At 45.6% G+C, this 18899-nt stretch carries 14 protein-coding genes; 9 read left to right on the forward strand and 5 right to left on the reverse strand.

Features of this window, described 5'->3' with window-relative positions; genetic code table 11:
* Positions 1 to 128: 128 nt before the first annotated feature.
* Together OCU90_RS03440 and OCU90_RS03445 are read right to left on the reverse strand one after the other, a co-directional pair.
* Positions 129 to 422: a YebG family protein gene (locus OCU90_RS03440; protein WP_004735185.1), complete on the reverse strand. Its 294-nt coding sequence runs from the start codon at positions 420 to 422 to the stop codon at positions 129 to 131.
* 88 nt (positions 423 to 510) lie between these two features.
* Positions 511 to 1407 carry a LysR family transcriptional regulator gene (locus OCU90_RS03445; RefSeq protein ID WP_004735186.1) on the reverse strand — a complete coding sequence of 299 codons (897 nt, stop codon included), beginning with the start codon at positions 1405 to 1407 and terminating at the stop codon, positions 511 to 513.
* A 163-nt stretch (positions 1408 to 1570) separates the two neighbouring features.
* Between OCU90_RS03445 and OCU90_RS03450 the strand changes: the two genes are divergently transcribed.
* The 5 genes from OCU90_RS03450 to recD all read left to right on the forward strand — a co-directional run bounded on the left by OCU90_RS03450 (position 1571) and on the right by recD (position 12498).
* On the forward strand, positions 1571 to 2566 hold the full coding sequence (locus tag OCU90_RS03450) for a TDT family transporter (RefSeq protein WP_061024007.1): 996 nt from the start codon (positions 1571 to 1573) through the stop codon (positions 2564 to 2566).
* 127 nt (positions 2567 to 2693) lie between these two features.
* On the forward strand, positions 2694 to 6170 hold the full coding sequence (recC, locus tag OCU90_RS03455) for an exodeoxyribonuclease V subunit gamma (RefSeq protein ID WP_061024011.1): 3477 nt from the start codon (positions 2694 to 2696) through the stop codon (positions 6168 to 6170).
* A 6-nt stretch (positions 6171 to 6176) separates the two neighbouring features.
* Positions 6177 to 6338 (forward strand): hypothetical protein, encoded by a 162-nt coding sequence (locus OCU90_RS03460; protein ID WP_017084450.1) that lies wholly within the window; start codon positions 6177 to 6179, stop codon positions 6336 to 6338.
* A 260-nt stretch (positions 6339 to 6598) separates the two neighbouring features.
* Positions 6599 to 10273, forward strand: coding sequence for an exodeoxyribonuclease V subunit beta (recB, locus tag OCU90_RS03465; RefSeq protein WP_061024013.1), 3675 nt, complete (start codon positions 6599 to 6601; stop codon positions 10271 to 10273).
* Positions 10273 to 12498: an exodeoxyribonuclease V subunit alpha gene (gene recD / locus OCU90_RS03470; RefSeq protein ID WP_061024015.1), complete on the forward strand. Its 2226-nt coding sequence runs from the start codon at positions 10273 to 10275 to the stop codon at positions 12496 to 12498. Before recB ends, recD begins: the two co-directional genes overlap by 1 nt.
* Positions 12499 to 12579: 81 nt before the next feature.
* Here the strand turns inward: recD and OCU90_RS03475 are convergent, their stop codons facing one another.
* On the reverse strand, positions 12580 to 12771 hold the full coding sequence (locus OCU90_RS03475) for a hypothetical protein (protein ID WP_004735192.1): 192 nt from the start codon (positions 12769 to 12771) through the stop codon (positions 12580 to 12582).
* Between the two features lie 283 nt (positions 12772 to 13054).
* On the reverse strand, positions 13055 to 14392 hold the full coding sequence (argA, locus tag OCU90_RS03480; RefSeq protein WP_061024017.1) for an amino-acid N-acetyltransferase: 1338 nt from the start codon (positions 14390 to 14392) through the stop codon (positions 13055 to 13057).
* A gap of 163 nt (positions 14393 to 14555) precedes the next feature.
* Between argA and OCU90_RS03485 the strand changes: the two genes are divergently transcribed.
* The 4 genes from OCU90_RS03485 (at position 14556) to csdE (ending at position 17612) form a co-directional block, all read left to right on the forward strand.
* Entirely contained in the window at positions 14556 to 15029 is a 474-nt protein-coding gene (locus OCU90_RS03485; protein ID WP_061024019.1) for a DUF2850 domain-containing protein, read from the forward strand.
* An 81-nt stretch (positions 15030 to 15110) separates the two neighbouring features.
* Positions 15111 to 16223 carry a murein transglycosylase A gene (mltA, locus tag OCU90_RS03490; RefSeq protein ID WP_061024021.1) on the forward strand — a complete coding sequence of 371 codons (1113 nt, stop codon included), beginning with the start codon at positions 15111 to 15113 and terminating at the stop codon, positions 16221 to 16223.
* A 113-nt stretch (positions 16224 to 16336) separates the two neighbouring features.
* The gene (gene tcdA / locus OCU90_RS03495; protein WP_017079921.1) at positions 16337 to 17146 is read left to right on the forward strand and encodes a tRNA cyclic N6-threonylcarbamoyladenosine(37) synthase TcdA; all 810 of its coding nucleotides are present in this window, start codon (positions 16337 to 16339) and stop codon (positions 17144 to 17146) included.
* 37 nt (positions 17147 to 17183) lie between these two features.
* Positions 17184 to 17612 (forward strand): cysteine desulfurase sulfur acceptor subunit CsdE, encoded by a 429-nt coding sequence (gene csdE / locus OCU90_RS03500; RefSeq protein ID WP_061024023.1) that lies wholly within the window; start codon positions 17184 to 17186, stop codon positions 17610 to 17612.
* A 75-nt stretch (positions 17613 to 17687) separates the two neighbouring features.
* On the opposite strand, the gene csdA is transcribed toward csdE, so the two are convergent.
* Positions 17688 to 18899 carry a cysteine desulfurase CsdA gene (csdA, locus tag OCU90_RS03505; protein WP_061024025.1) on the reverse strand — a complete coding sequence of 404 codons (1212 nt, stop codon included), beginning with the start codon at positions 18897 to 18899 and terminating at the stop codon, positions 17688 to 17690.

Genomic DNA, 18899 nt, shown 5'->3' on the forward strand with positions numbered 1-18899 from the left:
GCAAGCGAATGTTTAGAGCGATTTCGACTATAAACAGAGTTCATTATATTTCGATAAGTATAAAAAAACGCCAATAACGAGCTCTAATTAGAGGTGTCATTGACGTTTTCAACAGAGGTATCAGCTAGTTACGCTGCATCTTCTTCTGCGTCTTCAACAGCTTCAAGTTTCTTTTCTTTTTTCGGAGCTGGTTTGCGCTTAGCACCTAATGCATAAAGAACTTCTTCTTTATTCTTCGCTAGGTACATTGCAAGTTCTTCTTGCTTGCCTTCATCTTCAACTAAGTCGCTTTTGCTTAACAGTTCAAAAAGCTCATCAGCCATATCCAGCATTTTGTCGTATGCGTCAGCTTCGGCTTTAGAGGTAAAAGTCATTTTCTCTTCTCCGTTGCGTTCGACCACGTACTTGACGATAACAGCCATGGTTAATCCTCTAAGTTTGATAAATTTTACTGGCTTTTTATACAGTTTCTGATGTTAAAAGTCCAGTTGGAGCCCTAACAATGCGGCCTCAATCTTGATGTGTAGCCCAGTCTTCACAATAACTCATGAAAGATTTCAGCAGCGGGCTCTGGTATTTGTCTTTGTGTACCAGCATCCAGAAACGTCGTTTCATGTCGAGTGGGACATCGAGTGCTTTCACTCGGCCTGAGTCAATTGCTCGTTGCGCCGCCAGTCGTGATAAACACGCGAATCCAAGATTGGCAGAAACTGAATTGATGATCGCCTCGGTGGTGTTGAGTTCAAAGGATTCATACCAGTGTTCGATACGCGGTGCGACGGCACGAAGGAAAAACTCGCGAGTCCCTGAGCCTGATTCACGTAGAATCCAGTGACTATCTTCTAAATCGCTTAAAGTCACTTTTTCTTTTGAAACGAGAGGATGTTGATTACTAACAATAATACACATTTCATCGCTGCTAAACTGACTCGAAATGAGTTCAGGGTGTAATGTTTTTCCTTCAATTAGCGCGATATCAAGTTCATAATCCACCAACTTTTGGCAGATCAGCGCACTGTTTGAAATGAACAAGCTTTGATCCTGATGTTGAGTTCGTTCACGAAAGCCAGACAGAATAAACGGTGCGACCTGATTACCAATTGTGTCACTCGCACCGACCTTTAGATTGCCACTTAAAGGCTGGTCGTCACGGAACAAAACATCAATACCAGCAGCACGATGTAATATCTCATCCGCCAAAGGAAGAAGCTTTTGTCCTTCTTGATTGAGAATTAATCGGTTATTAACCCGGTCAAATAGAGAGTGACCGAGTTGTTTCTCCATTTCGCCTAGCGCCATGCTGACAGCAGCTTTAGAGAGAAACAGCGCCTCAGAGGCAGCGGTCAATGTTGAGTGCTGAGTAATAGTGACGAACACTTTAAGTTGTTTAATTGAAATATTAGCCATCAGATTCCTAGTTTTACTCTGCTGGTGAAAATGGATTATGTTCAGTATTGATGAACGCTTGTTACATATAATTGGATATTATTTAACGAATCGCAAGCATATTATGGCTTCAACAAGCGAATGAGTTCACAAGTTTAGTGAATCAAGTTTAAGAGAGGCTGACATGATTCAACGTATTAAATATAGACTAACAGGAGCTCCAACACCCATGGCAGGGTTGGCACTAGCAATAGCAAGCTTAGGCTGGTGCTGGGATGGTGTATTGGTATCACAAGATATCTTACATACACCGGGTTTGGTTCAATGGATAAGCGCAGCGATTGCTGGGTGCTTACTTCTTGTTTTAGCTGTGAAGTTTTTGATTCACGGCCACTTATTACGTGAAGACCTTGCACATCCTGTTGTTGGCAGTGTTGTACCCACATTCGCGATGGGTTGTATGGTAGTGTCTGCTTCGTTGGCTCCAATTTCGACCTTCCTCAGCGAAAGTGTTTGGCTAGCATCTGTTGCATTACATGTTGTGTTCTTGGTGAGCTTTTTATACCACAGAGCAAAACAGTTTGAGATTCACCATATGGTTCCTAGCTGGTTTGTACCACCAATCGGTATCGTTGTTGCGGATGTTTCTTTCTCTGGTAATCCAACTCTAGAGCCTGTTGCAAATGCTGTTTTGGTCTTTGGTTTGTTGATCTATGCGGTAATGTTGCCTGTGATGGTTTACCGTTTGATCTTCTCTCATGAAGTGCCTGACGCAGCAAAGCCAACCATTGCGATTATGGCGGCACCAGCAAGTCTATCTCTAGCTGGCTACCTAACGGTGACGGCAAATCCTTCGCCAGTTATCATCGGTCTATTGTTTGGTATTGCAGTGCTAATGACGTTCATCATTTACGCAGCGTTCTTCAAACTACTTCGTCTGCCATTCAGCCCAGGCTATGCGGCGTTTACTTTCCCAATCGTGATTGGTGCAACGGCGTTATTCAAATTGGCGGCTTGGATGCAAACTGTTGGTGTGGAAGCTCACTATGTGGATCAAGTGTTCAACCTAGCGTATCTAGAATTAATTGTGGCAACGTTTGTAGTGGGTTATGTGGCGGTTCGTTATTACATGAATTACAAACCTCACCGTGTTCTAAGCGCGGTAGGTAGTAGATTGTAAGAAGCAATAGTTCAAAAGATAAACGGACCTTAAGTTTTCAGTATTTCATAAGCTTATATTCCTAATCCAAACACGGCACTTATGCTAATCTGGCTTTATATTGTGGCAAGATTAGCGTGAGTGCACTTTGTTTACTGTTTACCATTCCAATAAAGTTGATACTTTAAAAATCCTTCTCGTTCACTTAATCAAAAGTGATCCTTTAGCCAATCCTTTCGAAAAAGAGCAGATCTTGGTTCAGAGCCCAGGTATGTCTCAATGGCTTAAGATGGAACTCGCCAAAGAGTTTGGCGTAGCAGCAAATATCGATTTCCCACTTCCAGCAACCTTCATTTGGGATATGTTTACCCAAGTACTTCCAGATGTTCCTAAACGCAGTGCTTTTAACAAAGAAGCGATGACGTGGAAGCTGATGAGTTTGCTACCCGCTAAGCTTGACCACCCTGATTTTTTACCTCTACAACGCTACCTTGAAAACGACGAAGATGATTCGAAGTTGTATCAATTGGCAGAAAAAATTGCCGATATCTTCGATGGTTACTTGGTGTATCGACCTGAATGGATGGCGATGTGGGAAGCGGGAGAGCCCGTTGCAGAACTTATCGATGATGAGGGACAACAAGAGCACCCTTGGCAACCGATTTTGTGGCAAGCACTCTATGAGAAAACCTTGTCTCAAGGCCAATCTAAATATCACCGTGGCAACTTGTATCACGACTTCATTGAAGCGCTAGCCAAGCAACAAGGTCAACTGCAACATCTGCCTAAACGCTTATTTGTGTTTGGTATTTCTTCGTTGCCTCCTCGCTACATGGATGCATTGAAAGCGCTTGGCGAGCAGATTGATGTGCACTTGATGTTTACCAATCCTTGCCAACATTACTGGGGCGATATTCGCGATCGTAAATACTTGGCAAGAGTCGAAGCACAGCGCCGCAAGCAGTTTGCTTTGATTGATGGTTTACCTCAGCTTGAAGGCGAAGCCTCACCATTGAAAGATGGCATTGAAGCCAACGTTGAAGACGAACTACACACCAGCCAAGCCGTCGGTAATAGTTTACTTGCGTCTATGGGTAAATTGGGTAGAGATAACCTGTTCTTGCTGTCTCAATCAGACAGCGAAGAACATGAATTCTTTATTGATGTTGAGAGGGATAACCTGCTTCATCAACTGCAAGCCGACATTCTCCAGCTAGAAGAGCATCAAGACGACCACATCTTAGATTCTAGCAACCATAAACAGGTGGTTGAGCTTGGTGATCGCTCTCTGACCGTACATGCGTGTCACAGCCCAATGCGTGAGGTTGAAGTTCTTCATGACCAGCTATTGGCGATGTTTGATGCCGACCCGACCCTGAAACCACGCGATATCATCGTGATGGTGTCTGACATTAATGCTTATAGCCCAGCGATTCAGGCGGTATTTGGTAATGCTCCTGGTGAGCGTTATATCCCTTACTCGATCTCTGATAGAACCGCCGACCAAGAAAGCCCAATATTGACTGCCTTCATGCAGCTGGTCGCGCTACCGAATACGCGTTGTTTAGCGTCTGAGTTACTAGAGCTATTAGAAATTCCTGCAATGATGGCGCGCTTTGGTATTGATGAGTTTCAATTCGAGCAAGCCAAGCAATGGGTTGAAGAAGCGGGTATCCGTTGGGGCGTCGACTCTTCTACCGCAACGGAATTTGATCTACCTGCAACCGAGCAAAATACTTGGTTATTTGGTATCCAGCGCATGTTGTTGGGCTATGCGATGTCGGACTCTGCGGGCTTGTTTGAAACTGAACACTCTCCGATTGCCGCTTATAACGAAGTTCAGGGTATTAACGCCGAACTTGCGGGTAAGTTAGCGCACTTTATTGACCGTATCGCTCATTACCGCCAGCGTCTGACTGAAACACAATCAATCGATATGTGGCGTGAAACCTTGCTGAAAATGATTGATGATTTCTTTGCGGTTGAGCTGGAAGGTGAGGTGGTGCTTAAGTCGATTCGTGATGCACTTTCTCAACTAAATGAACAGCTTGATGATGCCTTGTATGAGCAAGAGTTGTCGCCAAGCATTATCTACCAGTACCTCAATAATAAGTTATCTGGTGCGCGTATTAGCCAGCGTTTCTTAGCGGGTCAAGTTAACTTTTGTACCCTGATGCCGATGCGTTCTATTCCGTTCAAAACCGTTTGTCTATTAGGTATGAATGACGGGGTTTACCCTCGCTCAATGCCACCAGAAGGTTTTGACCTGATGAACGGACGCACACGTCCAGGTGATCGTTCTCGTCGTGATGATGACCGTTATCTATTCTTAGAAGCGATGTTGTCAGCACAAGAGTGCTTATACATCAGCTATGTCGGCCGCTCGATTCAAGATAATACCGAGCGAGTGCCATCGGTATTGGTTTCAGAGTTGATCGAGTACTGCCAACAGAACTACTGCTTAAGTGAAGACCGAGCACTACCAAGTGATGATTCAGGTATCAACCTGACTCAAGCGATCAGCTTTGAACACACCATGACACCGTTCAGCCCTGCTGCGTTTACTCAAGGTGACGCAAGCCATGTATTGAGCTATGCCAAAGAGTGGCTTCCAGCAGCTAACCGTTCCGGTGAGCGCAGTGGTGAATTCAATCGCGCCTTAGATGACTATTTGTTGGGTGCGACGTACCCGTTAGAACTCGATTTGGTTGAGTTACAGCGTTTTTGGCGTTTGCCAGTACAGTACTTCTTTAATCGCCGTCTAAAAGTGGTGTTTGAGCCGCCGCTTCCGGTAATGGAAGACGATGAGCCATTTGTACTTAATGGTTTAGAGAGTTTCCAACTTAAGGATGCTTTGCTGCAAGTGCTGCTAGACCACCCTGAAGGTGCAGACGAAGCGGTTCGATTGTTTGTCTCTGAGCAAAAAGCACAGGGCCGATTACCGGTCGGCGCCTTTGGTGATATCGAATTTGAAACCAACCGTGTTCAAGCGGAAGACTTAGCCAAAGAGATTCGATTTGTGAGCGGCTCACCGCAACAAGATCTCGAAGTGAATATCGAATTTGATGTGTTAGGCGAAGGCAAACCTGTTCGTTTGATGGGTTGGTTAACTCAAAACTATCAATCAGGTCTAGTGCGTTTCCGTAGCGGTAAAATACGCTCTCAAGATTATTTGGCAGCGTGGATTGATCATTTATGTTGTGCAGTGATGGGACACGGAAAAACGACTCATATTATTGGCTATGACAGAAAAGAGGGCGTGGTTCACCAAACGCTACAACCGATTGGCGATGTACAGCAGGCGAAGAGTTTGCTGGCTGAGTTAGTACGACTGTTTTATCAAGGCATGACAGCGCCATTGCCTTACTTCCCGAAAACCGCATTAGCTGGTGTTGAGGCTGGCTTTAGTCGTGGGAAATGGGTCGATGACGAAGAGAAGTCACTTAAGAAAATGGCCGATACCTTTAATGACAGCTTCGCCTTTACGGGCGAGGGTAGAGATACTTACATCTCTCGAATCTGGCCTAAGTGGGGTGATGAATTGGCTACTGAGTCGCGTATGTATTCAACGCTTGTGCTGCAGGCGGCAAGGTTGGCTGCTGCCGATCTGGAAGATCAGGAGTAATTGGTTGTGATCGACAAGATCGATAACGAGTGTGCTGAATTAATGAAAAACGAAAGAGAGTTGCTGGTCAGCATTTGGGATGCTTACTTTCCAGGTGAAGGGAATCAAGGTGAAGAGAAGCAAGGTACAGGAAATAAAGTGGCCGCCAGTAAATCATTATTAGTGTAGGGCGTTCGCTGTACGGCCACAGGTCAGAGGGACCATTATTCTGTGGTTCAAAGTAACGCCGAAAAGTACAAAACTCGTACGCTCTCCTGAACTCGTGGGCGCATAGTAGCGAGGCGATCTGAATTGATCCGTGAGAGAGATCGCACTAACTATTAACAAATTAGCGTAGGGCGTAAATTGAATGACGTTTTCCACGCTAGGTCACATTTATAGCAATAGTCACATTTTTAACAGACTCATCTATCAAAAGGCAGTAAGGCATGACGACCACAAGCAGTGTTCAGGTAATCACTCCACAGACACTCGATACCATGAAGTTTCCACTTCATGGCGCGCGTTTAATTGAAGCATCAGCGGGTACGGGTAAAACATTTACCATCGCTGGCTTGTACTTGCGCCTACTGCTCGGGCACGGCACGGCTGCACCGCAAGGTGATCTGACTGAAGCTACTCGGCACCATGAGCCACTGACCGTGGACCAAATCTTGGTTGTGACCTTTACTGAAGCGGCAACGGCTGAGCTACGTGATCGTATTCGTGCTCGAATCCATGATGCACGGATTGCGTTTGCACGTGGGCAAAGTGACGACCCAGTGATTGCTCCTTTGTTACAAGCCATCGATGATCATGCTGGCGCAGCTAAAACTCTGCTTAACGCTGAAAGACAAATGGATGAAGCAGCGGTCTACACCATTCACGGTTTCTGTCAGCGAATGTTGACTCAAAATGCCTTCGAGTCTGGAAGCCGCTTTGATAATGAATTTGTGACCGATGAAAGCCACCTAAAAGCACAAGTGGTTGCCGACTATTGGCGTAAACAGTTCTACCCATTGCCAATTCAATTAGCAGGTGAGGTTCGTAATATCTGGGGTTCTCCCGCTTCTCTATTGGCTGACGTAAATCGTTATCTGACGGGTTCTCCACTAAAGCTAACCGTCGAAGCAATGTCGGGCGACCTGCAAACTCTGCACAATCAAAACCTAGATAAAGTGAAGCAACTTAAGGCGTTGTGGTGCGAATCCGAAGCGGACTTTTTGGCTTTGATTTCAGGTTCAGATGTGAACAAGCGTAGCTACACCAAGAAGTCTTTACCGACTTGGTTAGAAGCGGTCACGGCATGGGCGCAGAGCGACACTCATGATTACCAGTTTCCAGATAAACTAGAGAAGTTCTCACAAGCCACTTTAATTGAAAAAACACCGAAAGGCACTGCACCTCAGCACGCCGTTTTCGAAGCGATTGAGGACTTCTTAAATTCTCCAGCAGATCTAAAAGCTCCATTGCTGGCGCATGCCATTACCCATTGCCGAACCATGTTAGCCAAAGCTAAACAGCAAAAGCAGTGGTTATCGTTTGATGATTTGTTGACTCAGTTATCCGCGTCGATTGATGTGGATGATCAGTCACTGCTTGTGGAGAGAATCCGCACCTTATACCCAGTGGCGATGATCGATGAATTCCAAGATACCGATCCGCTGCAATACAGTATTTTTAGCCGAATCTACCTCGATAACCCGCAGTGTGGTCTGTTTATGATCGGTGACCCGAAGCAGGCTATCTATGGCTTCCGCGGCGCAGATATCTTTACCTATATCAAAGCGAGAAACCAAGTTAGTGCTCACTACACGCTAGGGACTAACTGGCGTTCGAGTGCTGATATGGTCAGCGCGGTAAACCAAGTGTTTATGAATTCGGATAGCCCGTTTATCTACGATCAAGACATTCCATTCTTACCCGTTGCTGCTAGCCCATCGGCTGATAAACGCCAATGGGTGATGAACGGAGAAACCCAGCATGCACTGACCTTTTGGCTACAAGAAGCGGAAGATAAGCCATTGCCGAAAGGCGAATATCACAAAGCCATGGCCGAGGCGACAGCGAGTCAAATTCAAACCATTCTGACCGCTTCTCAAAATCAACAAGCCTATTTTGATAACGGCAAAAAACAACATGCCGTGAATGCGGGTGATATTGCTGTTTTGGTTCGAACCGGTAGTGAAGGTCGTCTGATCAAGAACGCGCTGTCTGAGCAAGGCATTGCGAGTGTCTACTTGTCGAACAGAGACAGTGTGTTCACCAGCTTGGTCGCACAAGATATTCAACGTTTGTTGCAGGCGGTGCTGACACCTGAAAACGACCGTGCATTGCGCGCCAGTTTAGCCTCAGAGTTGTTTGCTTTGGATGCCGCATCATTGGATGAACTCAACAATGATGAAGTGGTTTGGGAAAACGTCGTTAACGAATTTCGAGAATATCGTAAGTTATGGCTACAACGTGGCGTGTTGCCAATGCTTCGCAGCGTGATCAGTAAACGACATCTCGCGGAACGCTTACTGGAAGAAGAAAATGGTGAGCGCTCACTCACTGATTTAATGCACATTGGCGAATTGTTGCAACAAGCAAGGCAGGAACTCGACAGTGACTATGGCTTGTTGCGTTGGCTGGCTGAAGCAATCTCAGATGCACAAAATGGTTTAGGCGGTAGTGACGACGACATTCAACGCCTTGAATCAGAAAGAAACTTAGTTCAAATCGTCACTATTCATAAATCGAAAGGTTTGGAATATGATCTAGTATTCCTGCCGTTTGTGGCGAGTTACCGTGAAGCGAGTGAAGGTAAGTTCTACGACCACGATTCAGATACCACAGTGCTTGATATTACCGGTAGCGACAGTGCTTTAGCGCAAGCCGATAAGGAGCGATTGGCGGAAGACTTACGTTTGATTTACGTGGCGCTGACTCGTGCTGTTTATGGATGTTTCATTGGCATGGCACCGCTACGTAAAGGGCGTTCAACTAAAGAGCCAACTGGCGTTCACTTAAGTGCGATGGGCTACTTGGTTCAAAACGGACAAGAGCAAGGCATCGCCGAGTTACATCAAGCTCTGTCAGCGATTGAGGGTAAGAATTCAAGCGTATTGCTGTCTGAAACACCAACCGCTCACGAGCAAGTTTTTGTACAAGCAGAACAAGTGAGTGACGACTTACAGGCCAGTGAGCTCAAGGCTTCAATTGACCGAGCTTGGCGTATCACCAGTTACTCAGGACTAGTCAAACAGGGCAGCCACGGAGCAAGCCATGATGCGACCATTGAGGTGTCTGGCTTTGATATTGATTCGGCGGATGAACAAGACGAGTCTGAGTTGATAGAACCTGAACGTTCTATATTCACCTTCCCTCGTGGCGCTCGTCCAGGTACCTTCTTGCACACCTTGTTTGAGGATGTTGAATTTACCGAGCCAGCAACCAGCGCACATAACGCGCAAGTAATCACTCACTTATTAGAGTCAGAGCAATACGAACTCGAGTGGCTACCCGTGCTTCAACAACTTGTCGATACGGTGCTGAACACCGCGTTGGATGGTAAAAATCTAAAACTTAGCGAGAAAGACTCAACGCAACGATTGGTCGAGATGGAATTCTTATTGCCGATCGAAGTGTTGGCTGCATCTGAATTGAATCAAACCATTCAGTATCACGATCCGCTATCAGCAAAAGCGGGTGACCTTGGCTTTCAAACCGTGCAAGGCATGTTGAAAGGCTTCATCGATTTAGTGTTTGAGCACCAAGGTAAATACTATGTCCTCGACTGGAAATCGAATCATTTAGGTGATGACGTTGCCGTCTACCATGGTGAGGCATTGAAATCGGCGATGGCTGACCACTGTTACGATCTTCAATATCAAATCTATGCGTTGGCATTGCACCGCTTCTTACGCAGTCGCGTTGTAGATTACAGTTATGAACAACATTTCGGTGGGGTTTATTACTTGTTTCTAAGAGGAATGGACGGCCAATCTCAACAAGGTATTTTCTCGGCTAAACCAACACTGGCTTTGCTCGATGAAATGGATCAATTGATTGACGGTAAAGTGATAGACAGACGTTCAGCACAATTGAATGACAATGAAACTGGACAGATGGGGCTTTTATAATGACAACGACGACCACTAATACCAGCATAGAAACAGCGAACTCTGTTAAGCCAGTTTCACTTATCCCTGAGCAGTTAATGGATGTACTCAAGTTTCTTGTAGAAAAGGGTTCGATTCGTCAGTTGGATTATCAATTTGCCCGTTTTATTGCGCAGCAAGCGACGAGTCACTCTCAAGAGATCGGTTTTCTCGCTGGGGTGGTGAGCCATGAGTTGGGCAAGGGGCATATTTGTACTCAGCTTATACAGCAGTATACGGTAGGCCCTGAACAAACGGCGGATCTTGCTCAGTTACTTGGGTTGTACGGTGAAACTGCCCTGCAATTGAATCAAAAGTTATTAGGTATTGATTGGGTGGCGGTACTTCAATCGTCAAACCTAGTAGGTACAACGAATGACTGCGTTAAGCCGCTGATGTTTGATGGACAGCGTGTCTACTTACAGCGTTATTGGAACTACGAAGTTGTGTTGGCTGAGACCTTAAACCGTTTAAGTAAGCCAGTAGAGTTCAACTCTGAGCAGAAAAAAGCGCTAACCGAAACGTTGAATCAGTTATTCCCACGCAGTTACCATTTTCTGTTTAATGCCTTAGCCAAGGCTGAAGCAAACCAACAAACGTCTCAGGTATTACGCCAACAACTGGTGTGTGACCATCTAGATATTGTGAATGAGCAGGTTCTAGATTGGGGCGCGATAGACCAAGCGATTGTTCAAGCTAAACAAGTGACCGATTTAGATGTGCTGGATAGTCTAGTGCCGTTATCTGCTTGTTTGAATTGGCAAAAGGTCGCGGCAGCGGTAGCGTTGAGTCGTCGTTTTACGGTGATTTCTGGTGGGCCGGGTACCGGTAAAACGACCACAGTAACCAAATTACTGTCGGCGATGGTCGAGCAATCGCTCAGCCAAGGCAAAACACCGACGATCAAGCTAGTGGCACCGACAGGTAAAGCCGCGGCGCGTTTAACCGAGTCGATTGGCAAAGCGATTGAACAGCTGCCATTAGCGCCTGAAGTAAAAGCCAACATACCGACTGAATCCAGTACTTTACATAGGTTACTCGGCGCGATTCCTAACCGTGCTGAGTTTAGATATAACCGACGCAATCCACTCCACCTTGATATCTTGGTCGTGGATGAAGCTTCTATGGTTGATCTGTCGATGATGTATAAGCTGGTGGATGCACTTCCTGAGCACGCAAGGCTCATCTTATTGGGTGATAAAGACCAACTCGCTTCAGTAGAGGCAGGTGCTGTGCTCGGTGATATCTGTTCATTCAACTCTGCAGGGTACAGCACAGCGCAAGGCAATTTGATTGCAGAGATGACAGGTTTTGATGCGATAGCTAAACCAAGGCAAGACAAAGCTGGATCGGTGAATCCGCCTGCGATTGCTGATAGCTTGTGTATGCTGCAGAAGAGTTACCGTTTTGATGCGCGTTCCGGTATTGGGCAGCTGGCAAAAGCGATCAATAACGGCTCTGCTAATCAGGTTGATCAAGTGTTTGCGAAAGGGTTTGCGGATATCGAAAATCATCCCCTGTCGAGTGACAGCTATAATTTGATGCTACGTACCTTGGTTAACGAGTATGGTGCGTACCTCAACCGAATGAATGTGCCGTTAGAAGAATTAGAAACCCAAGAAGCGAGAGCGAAATCTGTGCTCGATTTGTTCAGCCAATGTCGATTGCTGTGTTCTATTCGTGAAGGGGACTTTGGTGTTAAAGGCCTCAACCACAGAATCGAAAGGGCGCTTGCCGCAAGACGTTTGGTGAGCCCTCATAATGATGAATTGTGGTATCACGGGCGACCAGTCATGGTGACGCGTAATGATCATGGTTTAGGTTTGTACAATGGTGATATTGGTATCTGTATGCTCGAAGCCGATTCAACGACTTTAGAGTCAAATAGTGCGAATTCCACACCTAGACTGAAGGTGTATTTTGAGTTGCCAGATGGCAGCGTGAAAGCTGTACTACCAAGCCGAGTCCCCGATCATGAGACCGCTTATGCGATGACGATACACAAATCTCAAGGCAGTGAATTTGATTTGACCTTAATGATCTTACCGCCAGACTTCAGCCCTATTTTAACGCGAGAGCTTATCTATACAGGGATTACGCGTGCTAAGAAACGACTGATGATGTTCAGCGACACAAATGTGTTGAAGCGTGGGATTAAGGTGAAAACAGAGCGAGTGAGTGGTTTAGGCAGTCGCTTAACGAATTAGTCGTTAATGGCCGCTAGAAAAGGGCTTGAACTTAGAGCTAGATAAACACAAAGCAACCATCCCTGGTTGCTTTGAACGTTATTAAGACTCTTTGCTTAAAAACGCTCGAGTAAACGATATATGGTTTATCTTGTACTTTGCTTGGCAATTCAAAATAAACTCTTTTAGATTCTCGCTAACAGGGAACACGCAGTGTACGTCTAGCCCTTCTAAGAATTGGTTATCAGCCATATCCCAAAAACTTTGCAGCGAGTTACAAACAATGGTTCTCATATCAATGTTGCTCTTTTTGCTGTTTATATTAACGAGCAGAGCTAATGGTTAGCATGCTGACCGTCAACGGGTATAGCAATCCGTGCAGTGACCATCTCAATGAGTTCGATATGACTATCGAGATGGCAATTCCAATAAAAACATTTGTTAATATTATAAAGCGCCTAAATTCTATACAATTATTCGTGTGAGTGAAAGTGCATATTTGATAAATCTCATATAGTAAACGATTACATTTGCAATTATTTTTCCATTAAATTGAGATTCCGCTCCAAAACTTTATTTATACGTTTAGCGCTAAGATTTTTGAGTTTCTCTGATAGTTGTATAGCCCTTGTTTTTCCATCGGTAACTCGTCCACGCCTATCTCGTAAAACCCCTGCTCACGGAACCAGTGAAGGCTGTGCGTAGTAAGGACAAAGATCTGGTCGATATCACGAGATTTTGATTGATGGCGCATGTAATCCAGCAGTAACTGGCCACGGTTTCCATCGCGATAGTCTGAGTGGATAGCAACACAGGCCATCTCTGCCATGTGGTCTTCTGGATACGCGTATAGCGCAGCGCAACCAATAATTAGGCCGTCTTTTTCGATAATGGTAAAGCGATAGATCTCTTGCTCTAACTGTTCTCTTGAACGGCGAACTAAGATGCCTTGTTCTTCCAGTGGACGAATGAGGTCAAAGATGCCACCGATATCATCAATCTGAGCTTGTCTTACTTGCTCGGCACTTGCCATGACCACTTGGGTGCCAATACCATCAAAAGAGAATAGCTCTTGAATTAATGCGCCATCCACTTTGTAGCTGATTAGATGACAACGAGGCACTCCAGCACGACAAGCAGAGATAGCACCTTTTAAGAAGCGTAACGTACCAGTGCTCATATCTTCTTTAGGGTTCTGAGATTCCGTTAAGCGTTCTAGAATTTGCTTGGCGTCTTTAGGGAAGAGTTCGGCGAGTACATTACCGCTTTCATCGGTTACCCCTTGCTCTGAACAAAAACCAATCAGCTTGTCGGCCTTTAAACGAATAGCAACTTGGGTTGCGACCTCTTCAGAAAGCAGATTAAAGCTTTCGCCAGTCACGGAGCTAGCAATAGGCCCAAGAAGGACGATAGAACCTTGGTCAAGTGTGCGATTAATCCCTTCGATGTCTATTCGACGAATACGCCCGCTGTGGCAATAATCCGTACCATCATCGACACCTAGCGGCTGAGCGGTAATGAAGTTACCACTCATTACATTGAGTTGAGTGCCTGCCATCGGGGTGTTGTTTAGACTCATTGAAAGTCGAGCTGTGATGGCAAGTTGTAGTTGGCCAGCAGCCTGCATCGCGACACCTAAAGAATATTCGTCAGTAACTCTAATATTCTTATGGTAAGGCGTGTGGCAATCTTGCCTTGCTAATAGTTGGTTGATCTGTGGTCTTGCTCCGTGAACGAGAACAATTTTTACCCCAAGGCTGTGGAGTAAGGCTATATCGCTAATTATGTTGCCAAAGTTTCTATCGGCAACGGCTTCGCCACCAAGCATAATAACCATGGTTTTGCCACGGTGAGCGTTCACGTAAGGGGTTGATTGTCTGAAACCTTTTACTAGCGCTGTACTTCTTAATTTCACAGAACAAGTCCATTTGTGTTTATTTATTCGCTAATTTAGCATTTAAATTCAAATGTAAACAACACCTTTTTTGGAATAAAGCGCAAACTATTCTCATCTAGGGTTCATTATATAAACTGTCTCAGTGTAGAATGCATATAGCATCTTTATGAGTCGTAACCGAATGCAACAAGCTCCAGCAACAAAGAACAAGATCGATGAGATTACCCAAAGCCTCTACAGTGAAGCTGAGCAACGCAATCAATCTAAGTTGAAGCGTAAGATTATTGAACGCTGTTTAATGGTTTTAGCTTTGGTGGGATCGTTTGCTGTGGTTTCCTTGTTCGGTGATGTGCTTTCCCGAGTACAAGATGCGGCAACGCCCGACAATCTGATATACGGTACGTGGGTAGAGCAGGACGTTGCACATTATGCGACGGACGAGTTTCGACTAAACGCTAATGGCGTGTCAGTGCGTGGATCTGTTGTTTCGACGAGTTTTGACTTTGATGGTAACTACTTCGAATATAAAGCGGGTGATAAAACCTATCGCTTCCGCATGACCAATTCTGACAACACAGAAATGGTGCTCGATTCTGATAATCACTACAATCCCGTCTTCCGCCTTAAAGGCCATATCGAGAACTCAGTCCGATAGGTTATCTTATTGTAAACTCTTACAATCTACGATTGTGTTATCTGACTGTTTTTGTCATCCTCGATGCATAGAATTTTTAGGATGACTCTTGTGATTAAAAAATGGCTTCCCCTTGTCGCTGCCTCTTTCTTATTTGGCTGTGCTCAACCGACTGATCTTGCTCAACAACACCTTGATGACGAATTTTCTCGCACCTTAAATAAGGTCGATCAGGTTGAATCCAATAAACCAAGAGACTACACCGCATTTGCAGAGCAAGCTGAAATGGTGGTTTCTAAATCCCCTTCGATGGCTAAAATCTATGAGCCGCTTTATCAGCAACTCAATGAGTGGGCGATGCAAAGTGGAGATCCAAGCGAGCTCGCTAACTTTGGCGTTCAAACTGCTCAATTGGGCGGTGGTGATAAGCAAGGCAACGTTTTGTTCACGGGGTACTTTTCTCCCGTAATGGAGCTACGCCACGAAGCGAGTGAAGAATACCGTTTCCCTGTTTATGGACTTCCAGAGTGCGATAAAGAGTGTCCAACCCGCGAAGAGATCTACAACGGTGCATTAGAAGGTCAGGGCCTTGAGTTAGGTTACTCGGCGAACCGTATCGATCCCTTTATGATGGAAGTGCAGGGCAGTGGATTCGTGCATTTCGGTGATGACGATACGTTGCAGTATTTCGCATACGCAGGTAAGAACAATAAAGCTTACGTGAGCATTGGCCGTGTTCTGATTGAACGAGGCTTAGTTCCACGCGAAAAAATGTCACTGAAAGCAATCAAAGAGTGGGTATTGGCAAACGATCCTGAAGTAGTCAAAGAGCTGCTTGAGCAAAACCCATCATTCGTTTTCTTTAGTGCTAGAGATGATTTGTCAGTAATGGGTAGCGCCGGGATTCCTTTATTACCTATGGCGGCAGTCGCGGGTGATCGCTCTATATTGCCTATGGGGACGCCAATTCTGGCTGAGGTTCCATTACTGAATGCCGATGGTACTTGGAGCGGTGCGCACCAACTCAGACTGTTACTGGTTTTGGATACCGGTGGCGCAGTTAAGCAGAACCATTTAGATCTCTACCACGGTATGGGGCCAAGAGCGGGAACTGAAGCGGGTCATTACAAGCATTTTGGTCGTGTATGGAAGCTTGGCTTAGATGGCAGTGCAACCGAAGCGCCTTGGGCTTTACCTCCTGAAAAGGTCGAGTAAACAACAATAAAATAGGGCATTGAAAGCGAATCGCTAATCCCCTAGACTTTTAATTCAAGAGTGCGTATAAAACGCACTCTTTTCTTTTTCTCAGAAATAAATTGGCGGCAACAATGCGTGAATTGACCACTCCAGCTTCAGAAAACTATGACCAACGATTTGGTGGCACTCGTCGCCTATATGGCAATAGTGAAGTAGACATACTTAGAGCAGCACACGTGTGTGTGATCGGTATTGGCGGTGTAGGTTCATGGGCGGTTGAAGCGCTTGCTCGTACCGGTTTAGGTGAGCTGACTTTGATCGATATGGATGATGTTTGCGTGACTAACATCAACCGTCAGATCCACGCGATGTCGGGCACGGTTGGTAAAAGCAAAATCGAAGTGATGGCAGAGCGCGTTAAGCTGATTAACCCTGAGTGTAAAGTGAACCTGATTGACGACTTCATCGGCCCTGATAATCAGGCTGAATACCTATCGAAAGAGTTCGACTTTGTATTAGATGCGATTGACAGCATGAAAGCTAAGGCTTCACTATTGGCATATTGTCGTAGCAACAAAATCAAGGTGATCACCACTGGTGGTGCGGGGGGGCAAGTCGACCCGACTCAAATCAAAGTGGCCGATCTGACTAAGACGATTCAAGATCCGCTAGCGAAGAAGCTAAAAGACACCCTTCGTCGTCATCATAATTTCCCTAAGAACCCTGCGCGTAAATTTGGTATCGATTGTGTGTTCTCGACTGAACAGCTGAAATACCCTCAAGCTGACGGCAGTGTATGTGCTGCGAAAGCAACAGCGGAAGGTCCAAAACGCATGGACTGTGCGACGGGTTTTGGCGCTGCGACAGTGGTCACCGCGACTTTTGGTTTTGTGGCTGTTTCACGTATCGTAGAAAAGCTGATTCAAAAGCACTCTAAGTAATGTCTTCTACTCAATTAACAATCGACTGGATATTAAAATGACCACATTCCCAAGCTCTCCATTCGGCACTGAAATTACCAGTGATGATATTGTCGCGAAGATGCAGACATTCAGCGGCTGGGAAGACCGTTATCGCCAAGTGATTCAATGGGGTAAGAAACTGCCAACGATGCCTGATGAACTGAAAAGTGAGCAGGTGATAGTCTCTGGCTGTGAAAGCCAAGTGTGGTTGGTTTCTCAAAATATCGACGGTGTTTGGCACTTTTGTGCTGATTCTGATGCTCGTATCGTGCGCGGTCTGATTGCATTAGTGATGGCTGCGTATGATGGAAAAACATCAGAGCAGGTTCAAGCGTTTGATATTGATGGTTACTTTGAAAACATCGGTTTAATTACCCACCTAAGCCCATCTCGCGGAAACGGATTAAAAGCGATTGTTGCTCAAATCCAAGAGTTAAGTGCTTAATATCACTCAGATACACAGAAACAAAAAGGGTTGACGCTAAACGCCAACCCTAAATAATTTGCTACTCGCCATCCCCTAAAGCATATCAACGGCTTTTTCTATCGCAGCTATAAGCTTATCAACGTCATCCATGTTGTTGTAAATACCAAATGAAATTCGAACCGTGCCTTTCACATTAAGCGCATCCATTAATGGGTGAGCACAATGATGCCCTGCACGTACCGCGATCCCTTGCTGATCCAACAGTGTCGCAATGTCTTGATGGTGAACACCATCCATCACAAAAGTAATCACGCTTGCGTTGGGCTGATACCCCAAAACCTGAATATCATCTAGTTTACTGAGTGCACGGTAGGTTTCGTGCTGAAGCTGGTGGATATGATTTTCGACATCTTGCTGTGCAAAACCACTCAACCATTCTATCGCGGTGCTTAATGCAATCGCGCCGGCCACATTTGGCGTACCCGCTTCAAACTTCCCAGGCAGCTGTGAAAAAGTAGTGCCAGAAAAAGAGACGCGCTCAACCATTTTTCCACCACCGTGCCAAGGTGGCATCGCTTCAAGCAATTCAAGTTTGCCGTAAAGCACACCAATACCGGCAGGGGCATAGAGCTTGTGCCCTGAGAATACGTAGAAATCCGCACCTAAAGCAGCAACATCAACTGGCTCATGAACGATGCCTTGTGCGCCATCGACCACAACAATCGCATTCATCTTGTGTGCTTTTTCTATGACAGCTTCAATTGGCTGACGAGAACCCGTCACGTTGGTTATCTGAGCCAATGCAACAATCTTGGTTCGTTCATTTAAAAGCGTATCAAACGCGACTAGGTCAAATTCGCAATCCGATGTCATCGGTACTTTAACGACTTTAGCCCCGGTTTGTTCTGCCACAATTTGCCAAGGCACAATGTTGGCGTGATGCTCCATTTCGCTAACCAAGATCTCATCGCCAGGCTGAAGGGTACTTCTTGCGTAGGTTTGAGCGATCAGGTTAAGTGCTTCGGTGGCACCGCGAGTCCAAATGATCTCTTTTGAAGATCTTGCACCAATAAACTGAGCGACCTTATCTCTTGCCGCTTCAAACTGACTGGTCGCGTTCGCTGTTAAGCTATGACTACCACGGTGAACATTGGCATTTTGTTTGGAGTAATATTGGCTAATGGCATCAATAACCACCTGAGGTTTTTGTGTCGTTGCCGCGCTGTCTAAGTAAATCAATGGTTGTTGATTGATGGTTTGTGATAGCGCAGGAAACTGCTCTCGGATGTGATTGATATCAAGCAT

Origin of the sequence: Vibrio splendidus (assembly GCF_024347615.1) — a bacterium.
Classification (GTDB): Bacteria; Pseudomonadota; Gammaproteobacteria; order Enterobacterales; family Vibrionaceae; genus Vibrio; species Vibrio splendidus.

Excerpts from the sequence above, each read along its gene's own strand:
- OCU90_RS03440 (WP_004735185.1), bottom strand. The coding sequence starts at position 422 with ATGGCTGTTATCGTCAAGTACGTGGTCGAACGCAACGGAGAAGAGAAA.
- OCU90_RS03445 (WP_004735186.1), bottom strand. The coding sequence starts at position 1,407 with ATGGCTAATATTTCAATTAAACAACTTAAAGTGTTCGTCACTATTACT.
- OCU90_RS03450 (WP_061024007.1), top strand. The coding sequence starts at position 1,571 with ATGATTCAACGTATTAAATATAGACTAACAGGAGCTCCAACACCCATG.
- recB (WP_061024013.1), top strand. The coding sequence starts at position 6,599 with ATGACGACCACAAGCAGTGTTCAGGTAATCACTCCACAGACACTCGAT.
- recD (WP_061024015.1), top strand. The coding sequence starts at position 10,273 with ATGACAACGACGACCACTAATACCAGCATAGAAACAGCGAACTCTGTT.
- OCU90_RS03475 (WP_004735192.1), bottom strand. The coding sequence starts at position 12,771 with ATGAGAACCATTGTTTGTAACTCGCTGCAAAGTTTTTGGGATATGGCT.
- OCU90_RS03485 (WP_061024019.1), top strand. The coding sequence starts at position 14,556 with ATGCAACAAGCTCCAGCAACAAAGAACAAGATCGATGAGATTACCCAA.
- mltA (WP_061024021.1), top strand. The coding sequence starts at position 15,111 with ATGACTCTTGTGATTAAAAAATGGCTTCCCCTTGTCGCTGCCTCTTTC.
- tcdA (WP_017079921.1), top strand. The coding sequence starts at position 16,337 with ATGCGTGAATTGACCACTCCAGCTTCAGAAAACTATGACCAACGATTT.
- csdE (WP_061024023.1), top strand. The coding sequence starts at position 17,184 with ATGACCACATTCCCAAGCTCTCCATTCGGCACTGAAATTACCAGTGAT.
- csdA (WP_061024025.1), bottom strand. The coding sequence starts at position 18,899 with ATGCTTGATATCAATCACATCCGAGAGCAGTTTCCTGCGCTATCACAA.